Annotated in this window: 18 protein-coding genes; 10 read left to right on the top strand and 8 right to left on the bottom strand. The window is 71.8% G+C overall.

Going from position 1 to position 16792, the window contains the following annotated elements; genetic code table 11:
- Window positions 1-31 precede the first annotated feature (31 nt).
- From BUB75_RS24595 to BUB75_RS24620, 6 genes are read right to left on the bottom strand one after another with little or no spacing between them, the layout of a single operon-like run.
- A complete protein-coding gene (locus BUB75_RS24595) occupies window positions 32-1078 on the bottom strand; it encodes an aminoglycoside phosphotransferase family protein (protein WP_073260148.1) in 1047 nt (348 codons plus the stop codon).
- Entirely contained in the window at window positions 1075-2337 is a 1263-nt protein-coding gene (locus BUB75_RS24600) for a cytochrome P450 (protein WP_073260149.1), read from the bottom strand. Before BUB75_RS24600 ends, BUB75_RS24595 begins: the two co-directional genes overlap by 4 nt.
- Window positions 2334-2756, bottom strand: a complete 423-nt coding sequence (locus BUB75_RS24605; RefSeq protein ID WP_073260150.1) for a nitroreductase family deazaflavin-dependent oxidoreductase — start codon at window positions 2754-2756, stop codon at window positions 2334-2336. The genes BUB75_RS24600 and BUB75_RS24605 overlap by 4 nt, the downstream gene beginning before the upstream one ends.
- A gap of 14 nt (window positions 2757-2770) precedes the next feature.
- Window positions 2771-3538, bottom strand: a complete 768-nt coding sequence (locus BUB75_RS24610) for an SDR family NAD(P)-dependent oxidoreductase (RefSeq protein ID WP_073260151.1) — start codon at window positions 3536-3538, stop codon at window positions 2771-2773.
- Window positions 3525-5009, bottom strand: a complete 1485-nt coding sequence (locus BUB75_RS24615; RefSeq protein ID WP_073260152.1) for an aldehyde dehydrogenase family protein — start codon at window positions 5007-5009, stop codon at window positions 3525-3527. The genes BUB75_RS24610 and BUB75_RS24615 overlap by 14 nt, the downstream gene beginning before the upstream one ends.
- 3 nt (window positions 5010-5012) lie before the next feature.
- A complete protein-coding gene (locus BUB75_RS24620; protein WP_073260153.1) occupies window positions 5013-6233 on the bottom strand; it encodes an amidohydrolase family protein in 1221 nt (406 codons plus the stop codon).
- Window positions 6234-6332: 99 nt separating this feature from the next.
- Here BUB75_RS24620 and BUB75_RS24625 point away from each other — a divergent pair, with 99 nt between their 5' ends.
- From BUB75_RS24625 to BUB75_RS24670, 10 genes are all read left to right on the top strand, one after another.
- On the top strand, window positions 6333-7553 hold the full coding sequence (locus BUB75_RS24625; RefSeq protein WP_073260154.1) for a CaiB/BaiF CoA transferase family protein: 1221 nt from the start codon (window positions 6333-6335) through the stop codon (window positions 7551-7553).
- Window positions 7546-8706 carry a thiolase family protein gene (locus BUB75_RS24630; protein WP_073260155.1) on the top strand — a complete coding sequence of 387 codons (1161 nt, stop codon included), beginning with the start codon at window positions 7546-7548 and terminating at the stop codon, window positions 8704-8706. The genes BUB75_RS24625 and BUB75_RS24630 overlap by 8 nt, the downstream gene beginning before the upstream one ends.
- Window positions 8703-9146: a Zn-ribbon domain-containing OB-fold protein gene (locus tag BUB75_RS24635; RefSeq protein ID WP_073260156.1), complete on the top strand. Its 444-nt coding sequence runs from the start codon at window positions 8703-8705 to the stop codon at window positions 9144-9146. Before BUB75_RS24630 ends, BUB75_RS24635 begins: the two co-directional genes overlap by 4 nt.
- A gap of 1 nt (window position 9147) precedes the next feature.
- Window positions 9148-9855, top strand: coding sequence for a GntR family transcriptional regulator (locus BUB75_RS45430; RefSeq protein ID WP_178379969.1), 708 nt, complete (start codon window positions 9148-9150; stop codon window positions 9853-9855).
- A gap of 94 nt (window positions 9856-9949) precedes the next feature.
- On the top strand, window positions 9950-11422 hold the full coding sequence (locus BUB75_RS24645; protein ID WP_218617741.1) for an FAD-binding protein: 1473 nt from the start codon (window positions 9950-9952) through the stop codon (window positions 11420-11422).
- Between the two features lie 80 nt (window positions 11423-11502).
- Window positions 11503-12669 (top strand): cytochrome P450, encoded by a 1167-nt coding sequence (locus BUB75_RS24650; protein ID WP_084741679.1) that lies wholly within the window; start codon window positions 11503-11505, stop codon window positions 12667-12669.
- Window positions 12666-13514: an NAD(P)-dependent oxidoreductase gene (locus BUB75_RS24655; protein ID WP_073260158.1), complete on the top strand. Its 849-nt coding sequence runs from the start codon at window positions 12666-12668 to the stop codon at window positions 13512-13514. Before BUB75_RS24650 ends, BUB75_RS24655 begins: the two co-directional genes overlap by 4 nt.
- Window positions 13511-13873, top strand: a complete 363-nt coding sequence (locus BUB75_RS24660; protein ID WP_073260159.1) for a carboxymuconolactone decarboxylase family protein — start codon at window positions 13511-13513, stop codon at window positions 13871-13873. Before BUB75_RS24655 ends, BUB75_RS24660 begins: the two co-directional genes overlap by 4 nt.
- A 62-nt stretch (window positions 13874-13935) precedes the next feature.
- Window positions 13936-14565 (top strand): TetR/AcrR family transcriptional regulator, encoded by a 630-nt coding sequence (locus BUB75_RS24665; RefSeq protein WP_073260160.1) that lies wholly within the window; start codon window positions 13936-13938, stop codon window positions 14563-14565.
- A 72-nt stretch (window positions 14566-14637) separates the two neighbouring features.
- Window positions 14638-15240 (top strand): TetR/AcrR family transcriptional regulator, encoded by a 603-nt coding sequence (locus BUB75_RS24670; protein WP_073260161.1) that lies wholly within the window; start codon window positions 14638-14640, stop codon window positions 15238-15240.
- Here BUB75_RS24670 and BUB75_RS24675 read toward each other — a convergent pair.
- Both BUB75_RS24675 and BUB75_RS45435 read right to left on the bottom strand, forming a co-directional pair.
- Window positions 15209-16144: an alpha/beta hydrolase gene (locus BUB75_RS24675; protein ID WP_073260162.1), complete on the bottom strand. Its 936-nt coding sequence runs from the start codon at window positions 16142-16144 to the stop codon at window positions 15209-15211. The two genes, BUB75_RS24670 and BUB75_RS24675, sit on opposite strands and share 32 nt — an antisense overlap.
- Window positions 16141-16791, bottom strand: a complete 651-nt coding sequence (locus BUB75_RS45435; RefSeq protein WP_073260163.1) for a TetR/AcrR family transcriptional regulator — start codon at window positions 16789-16791, stop codon at window positions 16141-16143. The genes BUB75_RS24675 and BUB75_RS45435 overlap by 4 nt, the downstream gene beginning before the upstream one ends.
- Between the last annotated feature and the right edge of the window lies 1 nt (window position 16792).

Here is a 16792-nt window from a genome sequence, read left to right on the forward strand (position 1 = left end):
GCAGTCGTGGCTGGTGTGGGTCGCGGGGAGGTCAGCAGCCGAGCGCGGGAAACGCGTCGTGATCGGCGGCCGCCGTGCCGAGGCGGGTCAGCAGGACGCTGGTCACCGCCGGGTCGACCTTGAGCGTGATGCCCCATAGGTAGAAGCCGTGGACGATGCCGCGCCGGATGCCGCGCCAGGCGTCGTCCTCGGACGGTGGTTCGACGCCGCTGGTGCGCAGCTGGTCGAGGTAGTGCCGGACCAGGTCGCGCTCGGTACGCCTGCGGTCCTCGACGGTCAGCGCGGACGCCAGGTGGTACCCGACGTCGAGGTACCAGGGTCCGCGCTGGACGAGTTGCCAGTCGAGGAACGCCGGGCGGCCCACGCTGTCCAGGTAGACGTTGCCGACGTGGGCGTCGCCGTGGACGACCGACCACGGCCCCGAGCCGGACGACTCCTCGGCCAGCGCACGGTAGGCGCTGACCAGCCGCTCGGCGTCGCGCACCTGGTCGGGGACGCCCGCGCCGATCGGGCCGGAGAAGTTGAAGCGGATCTCGTCGACGCCGCGGCGTTGCAGGTAGCTGCGCAGCCGAGGAGCGAGCCACCGCAGGTCGGCGAACCGCGCGTCGTTCCAGGTACTCGCGTGCAGTGCGGCCAGCTGCGTGAGGCTCTCGGCGGCCTGGTCGGGCGTGTACTCGCTCAGCGCGTCGAGGAACGTGGCGCCCTCGACCACGACGTCGTGCGTGATCACCACACCGTGGCCGGCCGCGAGGTCGACGTCCGCATAAACGCAGTTCAAGGTTCGAACGCCCGCGGAGGACGCGACGTCCCGGTAGAAGCCGGCCTCCGGAATACCGGCGTGCCGGTAGGCGTGGCCGACCTCGGAGAAGTACCCCTTGCCGCAGAGGTCGGGGGAGAGGCCGTCCGGGATGCCGCCCTCGCACTCGATCCGGAACCGGGCGTTGGTGGCGACCCGGCTGATCACCGGCCCCGGGAGGACGGCTTTGACGGCGATGCCCGGGAAGCGGCGGCCGAGCGCGGCGGTGAGCCACTCCGGCGACAGCAGCTCGTCGAGCGCGCGGGGGACGGGGACGGTCATGAGGCTCTCCAGACCACCGGGACGCTCGTCGGGCCGCGCTCGTACATACCGATGATCCGGGGCGGCTCGGCGTCGGGATCCAGCCGCAGGTCGGGCAGGCGTTTGAGCAGCGCGGCGATCGCCATCCGGATCTCGGCACGGGCGACGTGCATGCCGAGGCAGATGTGCGGACCACCGCCGAACCCGAGGTTGGCCTGCAGCGGCCGGTCGGGGTCGAACTCGTCGGGCCGCTCCCACCGTTCCGGGTCGCGGTTCGCGGCGCCGAAGCACACGTGCACGACCGCGCCGCGCGGAATCGCCACGCCGTGCAACTCGACGTCGCGGGTCGCGAACCGGCCGAACGCGGGATCGGTCGGCATCCACCGCAACGACTCCTCGACGACCGCGCGCAGCAGCTCCGGCTCCCTGCGGACGCGTTCCAGCAGCTCGGGGCGGTCGAGCAGGCTGAGCAGCGTGATGCCGAGCTGCTTCCAGGTCGTCCCGGAACCGGCGGCCAGCAGGAGATACGCGAAGATCAGCACCTCGCCGTCCGACAGCTGGTGCCGGACCCCGTCGTCGTCCAGTTCGGCCTCGACCAGGACGCTGATCAGATCGTCCTGCGGTTCCTCCCGGCGGGCCCGGATGATCGGCGTGACCAGCCGGTTGAACAGGTCCATGCCCTGCCCGTCGGAGGTGACCGCGGCGCGGATGTCCAGCGCGTCGGCCACGCCGATGCCGAAGCTGCCGCAGATCGTCAGCAGCGGGATCGCGGAGAAGTACTCGACGTTGAGGTCGGCCTTGCCGTTGGCCGCGAACGTGTCGATGAGCGCGTGCACGGTCCGGTCGATCCAGTTCTCGATCCACCAGCGGGCGCGCTTGGGCACGAACGACGACTGCACGAGCGTGCGGTGCCGCCGGTGACGGGCGCCGTCCATGAACAGCAGCATCTGCTCGCGCTCGTAGGCCGCGCTCCCCGGCGCGTGCTCTGAGGCCGAGAACGTCTCGCCGTCACGGACGATCTCGTTGCACGTCGCGTAGTCGAACACCGTGAAGTGCGGCCGGTCGGAGTAGGGGAGACCGGAGAAGAACGCCGGACCGGTGAAACCCACCAGCTCACCCGGGGTGCCCGGGTGGACGGGCCCGCTCTCGCGCAGCGCGTGGAAGGCGGGATAGGGATCACCGTCGAACGCACCGCCGCGGCTGGCGTAGACGTCGCTGCGTAGGTCGAACAGCTCGCGCAGGCGCGCGGGATCGAGCAGCGCGGGCTCGTTCGTCGTCATCGTGGGATCCGTTCCAGGGCCACGACCGGGATGACCCGGTCGGTCCGCTGCTGGTAGACGTCGTAGCTGGGCCAGGTGGCGGACATCAGCTGCCAGAGCCGCTCCCGCTCGGGGCCGTCGACGGTGCGCGCGACGGCGTCGTACCGGTCTGCTTTGACCTGCACCCGGACGCGCGGGTCGGCGAGCAGGTTGAGGTACCAGTGCGGGTGTTTCGGGGCGCCGCCCTGCGAGGCGATGACGACGCCGACGTCACCGTCGAAGCCGCAGATCAGCGGCGTGTCGCGGGCCTGGCCGCTGCGCCGTCCGGTGGTGGTGAGGATCAGCGTCGGCACGCCGTTCCAGAGGTAGCCATCGGCGCCGTCGGTTTCCCGGTAGCGGCGGACGTGCTCGGCGCCGAAGAGGGAGAGGTCTAGTTCCATGCGGGAGCTCCTGATCAGCGCGCGACGTAGCCGCCGTCGACCGGCAGCAGGACGCCGGTGACGTTCCTGGCGTCGTCGGAGGCGAGGAAGAGTGCGGCGGCGGCACAGTCTTCGGCGGTGACGTACCGCCCGTTGGGCTGGAGTCCGGCGGCCATCCGCAGGTACTCCTCGGGTGGTGGTCCGTCGCCGACGCGGATGAAGTTGGTGAGCGGCATCGTGCCGGGGCAGATCGCGTTGCAGCGGATGTCGTCTGCGGCGCACTCGATCGCGACGCCCCGGGTGAGCTGGTTGATCGCCGCTTTGGTCGCGCCGTAGATCACGCTGCCGAAGCCGACCATCCCGGCGATCGACCCGGTGTTCACGATGACCCCGCCGCCGCCCTGGGCCTTGAACGTCCGGACCGCGTGTTTGCAGCCGTAGAACACGCCGCGGACGTTGATCGTCGTCAGCCGCTCGAAGTCCTCGGTGGTGTCCAGCTCGAACGTGCTGCCGGGCTTCAGCCCGGTGACCCCGGCGTTGTTGAACATGACGTCGAGACGCCCGAAGTTCCTCGTCGCGGCCGCGACGGCCGCCTCGACGTCGGATTCGACCGTGACGTCGCAGTGGTGCGCGAGCGCCGTGCCGCCGTTCTTCGTGACCAGTTCGACGGTCTCGGCGGCCCAGTCCGCGCGGACGTCAGCGCAGACCACGCGGGCACCCTCGGCGGCGAACAGCAGGGCCGACGCGCGGCCGACCCCGGAGCCGGCACCGGTGATGACGACGGATTTGTCAGCGAGCCGCATCTGGCGCCCCCACCACGACGTGTTTGACTTCCTGGTACTCGCGCAGGCCCGCGACGCCGCGTTCCCGGCCGACGCCGCTCTGCTTCACGCCGCCGGTCGGTGTCCATGCGGTCGCGGCCGACCGGTTGACCTGCACGGTTCCCGACCGAATGCGCCGTGCGAGCGCCAGCCCGGCGGGCAGGTCCGCGGTGTAGACGCCCCCGCCCAGCCCGTACTCGGTGTCGTTGGCGATAGCGATCGCCTCGTCGGTGTCGCGGTAGGGCTGGACGGTGACGACCGGGCCGAACACCTCGCGCTGCGCGACCGGGTTCCCGTTGTCCTCCACGAGCAGGACGGTCGGTTCGACGTAGTAACCCCGGTCGACGCCTGCCGGACGACCGCCGCCGGCGATGACCTTCGCGCCCGCCCCGACGCCCGCCGCGATCAGATCCTCGACGCGTTCGCGCTGGGCAGCGCTGATCAGCGGCCCCACCAGGGTTTTGGCGTCGCGGGGGTCACCGGGTGGTAGCGCCGCCGCGGTTCCGGCCAGCTGTTCGAGCGTCGCGTCCAGTGCCTCCCGCGGGACCAGCACGCGGGTCTGCGCGGTGCAGCCCTGCCCCGACAGCGACGCGAAGACCGTCGCCACCCCGGCGCCGACCCGCCCGACCGCGTCCGGCAGGTAGAGCTGCACTGACTTGCCGCCCAGTTCCAGGACGAGGCGCTTCACGGTGGGCGCCGCCTGCGCCGCGATCCGGCGGCCGACCGTCGTGGACCCGGTGAACGAGACGCAGTCGACGCGAGGGTCGGACGTCAGCTGCTGGGCGCCGTCGGTGCCCTCCTCGACCACGACGCTGAGGACGCCGGGCGGCAGGCCCGCCGCGGCCGCGGCGTCGCCGAGTGCCAACGCGGTCAGCGGCGTGAGCGGGCTCGGCCGGAGGATCACCGAGCAGCCCGCGGCCAGCGCGGAGAAGACCTTCCAGACGTTCGTCTGCAGCGGGAAGTTGTACGGCGTGATCGCGGCGACCACCCCGACCGGCTCGTAGCTCCGGACGCTCAGCAGCACGTCCTTCGCGCCGACCAGCGCGTTCAGCGGCAGCTCGTTGTGCTCCCACTCGGGCAGCGTCGCGAACAGCTCGGGTAACTGCCGGGCCTGGTCGATCGCCATGCCGACCTGCGCCCACCGGGCCAGTTGCAGCGGCGCGCCGACCTCCCGGATCGCGGTCTCGACCAGGTCCTCGCGACGGTCGTCCAGCCAGTCGGCCATCCGGCCGAGCACGGCGACGCGCTCCGGGACCGGAAGCGTCGCCCAGACGCCGGACTCGAACGCGTCGTACGCTCCGGCGATCGCGGCCTCGACCTGACCGGCGTCGGCGGTCGGGACCGTGGTGAACGTTTCCTCGGTGGTCGGATCCTCGACGGGCAGCGGCGCGCCGCGTCCGGGCACTGACTCTCCGCCGATCCAGAGACGATCGGCCGTGAGGTGCTGGGTCATGGGCTACGCCAGGACGGGGGGCTGGGCGGGCGTGAACCGGAACACGCGCTCGGCGTTCCCGCGCAGCAGCTTGTACTGGGTGGACTCCGGCAGGTGCGCGAGCCGCTTGTGGGCCAGCTCGATGCTGTCCGGCCAGGTGGAGTCGGTGTGCGGGTAGTCGGTCTCGATCATCACGTTGTCCTCGCCGATCTCCGTCACGCTGTTCATCGCGTGGATGTCGTCGATGAAGCAGCCGTAGACGTGGTCGCGGAACGTCTTCCGCAGGTCGAGGGAGTGCAGGTCGACCTGCTTGCCGCCCTGGTCCATCGCGCCGTACAGGTCGACGCCCGCGGCCTTCGAGGCCCAGTGGCGCTGCTTGTCGAGCACCTGCTCGGCCCGCTCGAGAAAGTACGGGATCCACCCGACGCCGCCCTCGGACAGTGCGATCCGGAGGTTCGGCAGGTTCTGCAGGTACGGGCTGAACAGCCACTCCAGCATCGCGCCGCTGGCACGCACCGGCCCCCAGGCCATGTTCGCCAGGACGGGTGCGTTCGGGGAGATCTTCGGCATCGTCGACGAGGAGCCGGCGTGCATGCACACGACCAGGTCGGCGTCGTGGGCGGTCGACATCACCGGGTCCCAGTAGCCGGACGGGTCGTGGATCGTCGGTAAGCCCAGCGGCGCCGGATTCTCCGAGAACGCGATCGCCCGGCTGCCCTTCTCCGCGCAGCGTTCGATCTCGGCGGCGGCCGCGACCGGGTCCCAGAGCGGGATCAGCGTCATCGGGATGTAGCGGCCCGGCGCTGAGCCGCACCACTCGTCGATGATCCAGTCGTTGTAGGCCTTGACGCAGATCAGCGCGAGTTCCTTGTCCTGCGCCTCGGCGAAGATCTGACCGCAGAACCGGGGGAACGACGGGAAGCACAGCGAGGCCAGGATGCCGGCCTGGTTCATGTCGTCCAGGCGCGCGACCGAGTCGTAACACCCGGCGCGCATGTCGCCGTAGCTGAGCGGCTTCGGGCTGAACTCTTCCTTCTTGCGGCCTGCCGCGGCGGACAGGCCCGAGGTCGGCACGCGCTTGTCCTCGTAGACCCAGATCTCCCCGTGCTCGCCGGGGACCATCCGCGGCGCGCGGTCCTTGTCCTTCGCGGGGACGCGGTCCTGCCACACGTTCGGCGGCTCCAGGATGTGGTCGTCCACCGAGATGAGCCAGCTCAGATCCGGCTTGCTGGTGTCCTCCGACACGCGTTCCTCCTTCGGCCCAGAATGGCTACTATATATTTGGACTTTATATTGGATCCAAGTCAAGGCCACGCTTCAAAGTTATTGCGGTGGGGAGAGACGATGCGCGGAGAACCGCCGGGACCCGGTCCGCTCGACGGCGTCAGGGTCGTGGAGATCGCCTTATGGGTGGCCGGTCCGGCCACCGCCGCGGTCCTGGCCGACTGGGGCGCCTCCGTCGTGAAGGTCGAGCCGCTGGCCGGCGATCCGCAACGGCACCTCGAAGGGCTGCGGCCTCCCGGCGCCCCGGAAGCGGGCGGAAACCCCACGTTCGACGTCAGCAACCGGGGTAAGCGGTCAGTCGCGCTCGACCTGAAGTCCGACCGCGGACGCGAGGTGATCGAGAGGCTGCTCGGGCAGGCCGACGTGCTGGTCACGAACCTGCGCGTGCGCGCGCTGGAGCGGCTCGGGCTGGACCACGAGTCCGTGCTGGCCAGACACCCGCGCCTGGTCTACGCGCTGATGACCGGCTACGGCCTCCGCGGTCCGCACGCCGACGCGCCCGGCTACGACAGCGGCGCGTTCTGGGCCAGGAGCGGCCTCGCGGCCTCGCTGACCGTCCCCGGTGGCACGCCGCCGTTCCAGCGTGGAGCGATGGGCGACCGGTCCGCAGCGGCGGTGCTGGCCGGCGGGGTGTCGGCCGCGCTGCTGGCCCGAGAGCGCACCGGCACCGGGCAGCTGGTGGCCGGCTCGCTCTACCGCTGGGGCACGTACCTGCTCTCCTCGGACCTGAGCATCGCCCTGCAGTACGGCGCGCCGATGGCCACCGCGCGGCGCGAGGCGATGGCGAGCCCCACCGTGAACTGCTACCGCTGCGCCGACGACCGATGGGTCTGGTTGATCGGACTGGAACGTGACCGGCACTGGCCGCCGCTGGTCCGGGCCGTCGGGCAGCCGGCCTGGCTCACCGACGAACGGTTCGCGACGTCGTCCGCGCGGCAGCAGAACGCGCGCACCCTCATCGCGTCGCTGGACACGATCTTCGCGGAGAAGCCGCGCGACGAGTGGCTCAAGGTCTTCGACGAGTGCGGCGTGTGGGCCGAGCCGGTGAACACGATCGAGGACGTGCTGGCCGACGAGCAGTTCCACGCGGCAGGCGGGCTGGTCGAGGTGCCCGGAACCGGCACGCCCGGGGTGAACGGCCCGCTCGACTTCGGCGCCACCCCGGCCGGCCCACGGTCGGCCGCGCCCGCCCTCGGCGCCGATGCGGACGCGGTCCTGGGTTCGCTCGGGTACACCCGAGCGGACGTGGACGCCCTCCGGTCGGCAGGCGTCGTTGCCTGACCACTGGCAGTCCGGAGCGTTCTCCGTCGTCGGGCTCGGCGTCACCGAGCAGGGCCGCAGGCTGGGCGTTCCGCCGCGCGAGCTGCGACGTCGTGCACTGGACGCCGCGCTGGCCGACGCCGGGGTCGAGCGGCGCTCGGTGGACGGGTACATCGGCACCTCCAGCGAGGCCTTCGACGACGTCCGCTACCTCGGCCTCGCGCCGCACTTCGCCTGGACGATGCAGGCCGGTGGCGCGACCGCGATCTGGTCGGTGCTGAACGCGATCGGCGCGATCCTCACCGGTCAGGCCACGACCGTCGCGTGTGTGTACGGCACGGCGCCGACGGCTCATCGCGGCCCCGGTTACGGCGGCTTCCGGTACGGCTACCCCGCCCTGTACGGGCTGATCGGCGCGGCCGGTGCGCACGCGCTGCACGCCCGCCGCCACATGCACCGCTACGGCACGACCGTCGAGCACCTCGGCGCGGTCGCGGTCGCGCAGCGGGCGCACGCCGCGGTCCGGCCGGGCACGCTCGGGTACGGCGCCCCGATCACGCTGGACGACCACCGGGAATCCGCCCTCGTCGTCGACCCGTTCCGCAGGCTCGACTGCTGCCGGGACACCGACGGGGGCGTCGCGCTGCTCGTCACGACGACCGAGCGGGCCCGCGACCTGCCCGGCCGGTCCGTCCCGATCCTCGGGCTCGGCACCGGCCACAACCTCCGCAACTGGTGGACCGGCGAGGTCTACGACCACCACGACGACGTCGCCACCGCCAAGGCGACCGCGTTCGCGCGGGCCGGTATCGAGGTCGGCGACATCGACGTAGCCGCGCTCTACGATCCGTTCACGATCTCGCCGATCATGCAGCTGGAGGCCTACGGCTTCTGCGCGCCGGGCGAGGGCGGGCCGCTGCACGCCGCCGGGCAGACCACGGTCGGCGGTCTGATCCCCACCAACACCGGCGGTGGCCAGCTCTCGGGCTACTACGCGGCCGGTTTCACCGCGATCGTCGAAGGGATACTGCAGATGCGCGGCGACGGTGGCGCCACCCAGGTCCCGGGCGCCGAGGTCGCGCTGGTCACCGGCCACGGCGGCAACGGCGGCGTCCAGAACACCTGGTCGCACGCGACGATGCTGCTGGGTGCGGCGCTGCCAGGTGCGGCGTGACGGGGCCGCGGGACGTCGTTCCCGACGACCTCGACGCACCGTTCTGGGACGCGTGCCTCCGCTCGGAGTTCCTGGTCCAGCGCTGCGGCGGCTGCGGCCGCGCCTACTGGCCGGCGTCCAGCTGCCCGCAGCACGGTGCCGCGTCGATGCGCTGGGAACCGGCGTCCGGCCGGGGGACCGTCCACACGTGGACGGTGTACCACCACGCGTACGACCGGGAGCTGGCCGACCGGGTTCCGTACGTGCTCGCGGTCGTCGAGCTGGCGGAGGGGCCGTTCTTCCATACTGATCTGGTCGGATGCGACCCGGCCGACGTGCGGGTGGGCCTGCCCGTCGAGGTCGTCTACGACACCGTGCGCCCCGACGTCGTGGTGCCGCGCTTCCGCCCGTGCGAGTCTCCGGACGAGCCCGGAGCTTCGTACGACGAAGGGAACGACTAGCGTGCGCAACTCGCCGGACAACGAGTACGTCAGCGGCTGGGACAGCGGGCACTTCCCCGGCACCGTGCGCCAGACCGGCGCCCAGCGGGTCGCCGCCGCGATCCGGCGGCTGATCTTCGAGGGCAAACTCCGCGCCGGTGACCGGGTGCGGCAGGAGGAGATCGCCGACCGGCTCGGCGTCAGCCGCCTCCCGGTGCGGGAAGCGATCGTCGCGCTGGACCGCGAGGGCTGGCTGCGCGCCGAGGCCCACCGCGGCGCGTACGTGACCGGGCTGGACGAGAACACCGTGCACGACCACTACGAGATCCTCGGGCTGGTCTACGGTCTGGCCGCGCGCCGCGCCGCCGAGCGCGGCACACCGGAGGACCTGGCCGATATCCGGGGACTCGCGGAGGCGCTCGGTGCGATCACCGACGCCGACGAGTTCTGGATGGCTAACCGGCGGTTCGTCACGCGGCTGATCGGTGCTGCGCACTCCCACCGCCTCACCGCGGTCGGAGGACTCCTGACCGGCACGATCATCCCCGGCAACTTTTTCGTCGAGATCCCCGAGACGCTCGACGGCCAGAAGCGCGCCACGCACCGGGTGGTCGCGGCGATCGAAGCCGGCGACGGCGAGCGCGCCGAGCGGCAGATCGTCGAGTCGTTCCGCCGCGCGGGCAACAGCGCCGTCCGGCTGCTGCGCGACCGCGGCGTCCTCGGCGGGTGAGCACCGCGACGCTTGCGGGTGGTCTCCCGAGCCTGACACTCTGACGAGAACAGGTTCCAGAAACGGAACCGGGTGGCGTCGAGGAGTGGTGTGTGTGGAGCCCGTTCCGGCGGTCGCGGCAGACCAGGTGACCGACTGGTCCGACGACGTCGACGTGCTGGTGGTCGGCGCCGGGATGGCCGGGGTGAGCGCCGCGATCGAGGCGGCCACCAGCGGCGCCCGGGTCCTGGTCATCGACCGCGGCGGGCGGCTGACCTGCACGAGCGCGATGTCCGGCGGGCACTTCTACCTCGGCGGCGGCACCGCGGTTCAGCAGGCCACCGGGTGGGAGGACTCACCCGCCGAGATGGCCGCGTACCTGACGCGGATGTCGCCGGAGTGTGATCCGGCCAAGATCCGCCTCTACGCCGAGGGCAGCGTGGAGCACTTCGGCTGGCTGGAGTCGCTCGGCTTCGAGTTCGAGCGCTCGTTCTATCCGCACAAGGCCGTCGTGCAGCCGGAAACCCAGGGCCTGATGTTCACCGGCAACGAGAAGTGCTGGCCGTTCCGGGAGATCGCCAAGCCCGCACCGCGCGGCCACAAGCCGCCGGTCGTGGGTGACATGGGCGGCGGTGGGTTCGTCGTCGAGCTGGCGCTACGGCGGCTCGACGAACTGTCGGTCGAAGTGCGGTACGACACCGGCGCCACCGCGCTGGTGGTGCGCGACGGTGCGGTCGTCGGCGCGCGCTGGAAGCGGTACGCGGAGCACGGCCACATCCGGGCGCGCGCGGTGGTGCTGGCCGCCGGCGGGTTCGTGCTCAACCCGGAGATGGTCGAGGCCTACGCTCCCCAACTCGGCGCGCTGTTCACCCGCGGGATGGCGTTGGGCAACACGTACGACGACGGGCTCGGCATCCGGCTCGGCGAGTCGGTCGGCGGCGTGGCCGACCACATGGAGGGCGCGTTCTTCACGTCGCCGTTCTATCCGCCGGAGGAGACGCTCAAGGGCATCGTCGTCAACGCGCTCGGCAAGCGGTTCGTCACCGAGGACGCCTACCACTCCCGGGTCGCGGCGTTCGTGTTCGACCAGCCCGGACAGGCCGCGTATCTGATCCTCGACTCGGCGACGATGGCGCAGCCCAGCTACGCGTTCCAGCCGCTCATCGACGGGTGGGAGACGGTCGAGGAGATGGAGCGGGCGCTCGGCATGCCGTCCGGCGCGCTGGTGGCCACGATGCGGGCGTACAACACCGCGGCCGCCACCGGCGACGACCCCGAGTTCCACAAGGCCGCGCAGTACGTGGTCCCGCTCGACCAGGGCCCGTGGGGCGCGTACGACCTCACGCCCGGCGCGTGTTTCTACTCCGGGTTCAGCTGCGGCGGCCTCCGGGTGAGCCCGGACGGGCAGGTGCTGCGGGCCGACGATTCGGTCGTCACCGGCGTCTACGCGGCGGGGGCCTGCGCCTCGAACATCGCCGTGGACGGCCGCGGTTACGCCTCGGGGACCCAGCTGGGGGAGGCGTCGTTCTTCGGTCGGCGCAGCGGACGTCACGCGGCCCGATCCGCGCAGGAACGTGTTCTATTTTGAGCCGCTGGGAGGCGCCGCTCGTGAACTTCGATCCGTACGACAACCCGCTGCAGGACGACCCGTATCCGGTCTACCGGGAGATGCGGCAGGAGCGCCCGCTCTACCACAACGCCGAGCACGACTTCTGGGTGCTCACCCGCCACGCCGACGTCAGCGCCGCGTTCCGCACGGATCGGGCGTACAGCAACGCGATGGGCGTCACGCTCGACAAGAGCGCCTGGGGCCCGCACGCGAGCTCGGTCATGTCGTTCCTGGCCACCGACCCGCCCGAGCAGACCCGGCTGCGCAAGCTCGTGTCCCGGAGCTTCACCCCGCGCCGGGTCGCCGAACTGGAGCCGCAGATCCAGCGGATCACCGACCACTACCTCGACCGCCTGTTGGCCGAGGCGGCTCCCGGCGACCGGACGTCGTTCGACTGGATCGGTGACTTCGCGGCCAAGGTCCCGATGGACGTGATCAGCGAGATGCTCGGCGTCCCGGAAGCCGACCGGGTCGAGGTGCGTCGCCTCGCCGACCTGCTGGTCCAGCGCGAGGACGGGCTGCGGGACGTGCCACCGGCCGGCCTCGAGGCCGGGCTGACGCTGATGGAGTACTACCGGGAGCACGTGGCCGAGCGGCACCGACGCCCCACCGCGGACCTGACGTCGGCGCTGATCGCCCAGCCGTCCGACATGGCACCGCCCTCCGAGGGGGAGCGGATGACCGACAACGAGGTCGTCGCGTTCCTGTTCCTCATGGTCGTGGCCGGCAACGAGACGACGACCAAGCTGCTCGGCAACGCCGTCTACCAGCTCACCGCGAACCCGGAGCAGCGCGATCAGGTGTTCGCCGACCCGGCGCTGATCCCGGCGTGGATCGAGGAGACGCTGCGCTTCGACACCTCCACCCAGCTGCTGGCCAGGCACCTGGTCGAGGACGTCACGCTGCACGGCGTCACCGCTCCGGCCGGTTCCCAGGTGCTGCTCGCGCTCGGCTCGGCCGGCCGGGACGACGCGGTGTTCACCGCGCCGGACACGTTCGACGTCACCCGGCCGAAGGAAGAGCTCAGCCGGCACCTCAGCTTCGGCGGCGGGCGGCACTACTGCCTCGGCGCCAACCTCGCGCGGCTGGAAGCGAACGTCGTGCTGCGCGAGGTGGTCCGGCGGTTCCGCACGATCGAGGTGGACCACGACCGCTGCGTCCGCTTCTACTCCGCGAACGTGCGCGGCTTCGGATACCTCCCGGTCACCGCCGAAGTGCGCGGATGACGGGGCCGGTGGGGTTCGTCGGGCTGGGCGCGATCGGCGCGCCGATGGCGCGGCGGCTACTGGAGTGGCCGGGCGGGCTGCACGTGTACGACGTCGCACCGAAGCCGCTCGCCGAGTTCGCGCGGGCCGGCGCGACGGTGGCCGCGAGCGTGGCCGATCTCGCGGCCGCGGCAAGCGTCGTCTGCGTGATGGTGCGCGACGACGAGCAGGTGCGGGACGTCCTCGACGAGATTCTCGGATCGGTAGCCGACGGGCTCGTCGTCGCGATCCACTCGACGGTCGCTCCGGACACCCCGGCGCAGCTCGCGAAGCGGGCCGCGGAGCGCGGCGTCACGGTGATCGACGCGCCGGTCAGCGGGAGCACGATCGGCGCGGCCGCGGGCACGCTGGCGATCATGGTCGGCGGCTCCGCCGAGGGTTTCGCCGCCGCCGAGCCGGTCCTGGCCACGATGGGCACGAGGGTGGTACACGCCGGGCCGATCGGCGCCGGGACCCGGATGAAGCTGGCCCGCAACCTGGTGCACTTCGTCTCGTTCACTGCGGTCGCCGAGGCCCAGCGCCTGGCCGAAGCGGCCGGGATCGACCTGGTCGACCTCGGTGCGGTGGTGAGGCACACCGACGCGATCACCGGCGGGCCCGGCGCGATCATGCACCGCGACTCGACCGCGCAGCTCCTGCCGGGTGATCCCTGGACCGGGATCTTCGAGCACGTCCGGACGCTCGGCGAGAAGGACCTCGGGCTCGCCGTCGAGCTGGCCGACAGCCTCGGGGTCGAGACGCCGCTCGCCCGGTACGCACTCACCCACCTCGGCCGCGCGCTGAGCCTCCCGGAGGACACCCCATGACCGAGCCGTCCGACGAGTTACGCCGCCGCGGCCTGGAACGGATGGCCGAGGTCTACGGCTTCGAGTTCCAGGACGGCGCGGGCGACTTCTGGCGGTACACCACCGACCACCTGTTCGCCGACATCTGGAACCGGCCGGGCCTGAGCACCCGCGACCGCCGGCTGATGATCATCGGGCTGCTCGCGGCGACCGGCACGATCGACGTGCTCGGGATCCAGCTCCCGGCCGCGTACAAGAACGGCGAACTCGACGAGGACGAGCTGCGGGAGATCGTGATCTTCCTCAGCCACTACGTCGGCTGGCCGACCGGAGCCAAGCTGAACACGCTGGTCGAGGAGGTCATCGGCAGGGGACGCTGAGCGCGCTTGCAGCGTCGGAACGTAGACTGCAGCGACGGCTTCGAGGTGAGGGGACCGACGGGATGACAGACGGGCTCTGGCCCGCGGCCGGCCTGGCGGAGAAGGCGGGCCCCTCCGACGGTGACACGGCCGAGCGACTGCTCGACGCGACCGAACGTCTGGTGAAGCAGATCGGCATCGGCAAGACCAGCATGGCCGACGTCGCGCGCGCGGCCAACGTCTCCCGCGGCACGCTCTACCGGTACTTCGACTCCCGGGAAGCGCTGCTCGACGCGCTCTCGCAGCGCACCACCGACCGCTTCTTCGCCGACGCCGGCGCGGCGATGGACGCCAGCCCGACGCTCGCCGAGCAGGTCGGGAAGTTCTCCGAGACGATGATCCGGGCGCTGCACCCCGGCCCGGACCAGTTCGGCAACAGCCGGACCGCGATGATCCGGATGCTGATGACCCAGAGCCCGCACGCGCTGCGCCGGACGTCGAAGTTCCTCCGGCCCTACCTGCAGGCCGCGCTGGGTCGGGGCGAGGTTCGGGCGGATCTCGACGTTCAGGACGCCAGCGAGTGGCTCGCGCGCATGCTGCTGTCGTTCACGGTGTTCCAGACCTCGGTCGCGTTCGAGGCCGACGATCCGCAGTCGGTCAGTTCGTTCGTGCAGCGGTATGCCGTCCATGGTCTGACCGGAGACGGTTCCTGATCAGCTTCCCGCTCGCGGTGCCCGGCCCCGCGATTGACCAGGTTGGCCCGGCTAACTAAAGTCCGGATCGCGATGACGGCGGAGACAGAGGGCGGGGCCGGCGGTGTGCCGCTGGACGGTCTGCCGCCCTGGCAGCTGGCCCGGCGGGAACGCATCATCGACGCCGCACTCGCCGTGCTCCGGCAGCAGGAGTACGAGCGCATCCAGATCCGTGACGTCGCGGAGGCCGCCGACGTCGCCAGGGCCACGCTGTACCGCTACTTCGCGTCCAAAGACCATCTCTACGCCTGCGTCCTGCAGAAGTGGTCGGCGCTCGACCGTCCGGACCCGGCGCTGCGGCAGGCCACCGCGGAGGACCGCGTCCGAACCTGGATCCACCGGCTGATCCGGGCGTTCGAGCGCGAGCCTTCGTTCTTCCGGGCGTCGCTGGCGCTGCAGCACAGCGCGGATCCGGAGGCGAAGCGGATCCTCGGCGAGATGGCCGTGGGGTCGGTGGCGCGGCTCACCCAGCACCTGGCGGTGCTGGGGCCCGACCGTGCCGCCGACGCCGCCGACATCCTGTTCTCGATCGTCAACTGGGGCTCGATGCGGGCGATCTTCCACGGCGGCGAGATGACGAAGGTCCACCGGCTCGCCGACCGGTTCATCGATTCGCTCGCGCCCGAGCTCCGGTAGTCGTCAGCACGCGGCGGAGGAACGCCGCCTGGTGCGCCACTGCGGGCTCGTGCCACGGTTTGCCCGGCTGGGTGTCGAAGTGGTCGCAGGGATAGTGCCGGACCTCGGCGCGGCCGCGGAACGCGGCCTTGGCCGCGGAGTGCGGTGGTGCGCTGCGGTCAAAATCGGCGATCTGGACCAGCCAGGGCGCACGGAGCCCACGGATCGCGCGTGCCGGCCGGTACCCCGGGCCCAGCTCGGTGACGATCGTCGCGGCGAGTTCGTTGCGCCAGGTCGGGCCCGCGATCGCGTGGTAGTCCTCGTAGTAACCGGGCAGGCTGAGCGCCGCGACCTCGCCCGGTCGCCCGACCACCGGGATCATCGGCGGACGGCGTCCGGCCAGCGCACCCAGGCTTCCGGCGATCCCGAGCGCGGACGCCCGCGCGATCGCCGGCAGCGGGACGCTGCGGACCGCATGGCGTCCGGCTGCGAACCCGTCCACCAGCGGAACCATCGAGACGACCGCGGCGACGTCGGCCCGGCCCGCGGCCGCACGCAGCACGGTGCCGCCCGACAGCGACTCGCCCCAGAGCACCAGGCGCGACGCGTCGACGCCGGGCAGTGCGGCCGCCGTGCGCATCGCGGAGCGGTAGTCCTCCAGCTGGGCGTCGACGCTGACCGTCTGCCGCGGTTCGCCGCCGCTCGCGCCGAAACCGCGGTAGTCGAACACGAGGACGTCCAGGCCGGCGGCCGACAGCCCCAGCGCGAACGCCTCCAGCCCGGAGTCCTTCGTGCCGGCCAGCCCGTGCGCCATCACGGCGATCGGGCGGCCCGCGTCGGTGGCCAGGCTGTCGTCGGCGGCGGCGAAGTGCCAGGCGTCGCAGTCGTCGGTACCGGAGCGGAACCGGATCGTGGCGTGGGTCATGTCGAGCTCCGATGCTCGTCGGCGGCGGTGCCGTAGATGGTCCGGAGCCAGACGGTGGCCAGCGCACCGGCGCGCTGCTCCGGTTCCAGCGGGTCGCCGTCCGACAACTGCTCCAGCGCCCGGTCGTTGAGTTCGAGGAGGACGGTGGCGAGCGCGCGGCTGTCCGGCCCCGGTGGGGCGACGCCTGCCGCGCGCTCGGCGTCGATCATCGTGGAGAGCGGGGCGACGAACGACGCGCGGAAGTCGTCCCAGAGGCCCTGGACGGCCGGGCTGCGGCGGCGGGCGTCGACCATCGCCCGGAACAGGTGGCGGTGGGATCGCCAGGACGTCAGCAGCGCGGCGATCACCCGCTCGACGCGTTCCCGCGGAGTGCCGTCGCCGGTGACCAGATCGTCGGTGGCGGCCAGCACCTCCTGGCACATCTCGGCGCTCAGCGCCGCCGCGGACGCGGCCTTGTTCTCGAAGTAGAAGTAGAACGCCGAGCGGGTGACTCCGGCGCGCGCCGCGACGTCGGCGATGCTGATCTCGTCGAACGTCTGCTCCCGGAGCAGGTCGTCCAGCGCGTGCAGGAGCGCGGCCCGGCGTTGGTCGCTGCGCTGCGGTGTGCGGCGGTCGAGGAGCTTGTCGCCGTCGGGTGCCGCCGCCACG

The organism is Cryptosporangium aurantiacum (genome assembly GCF_900143005.1).
Taxonomy (GTDB): Bacteria; Actinomycetota; Actinomycetes; order Mycobacteriales; family Cryptosporangiaceae; genus Cryptosporangium; species Cryptosporangium aurantiacum.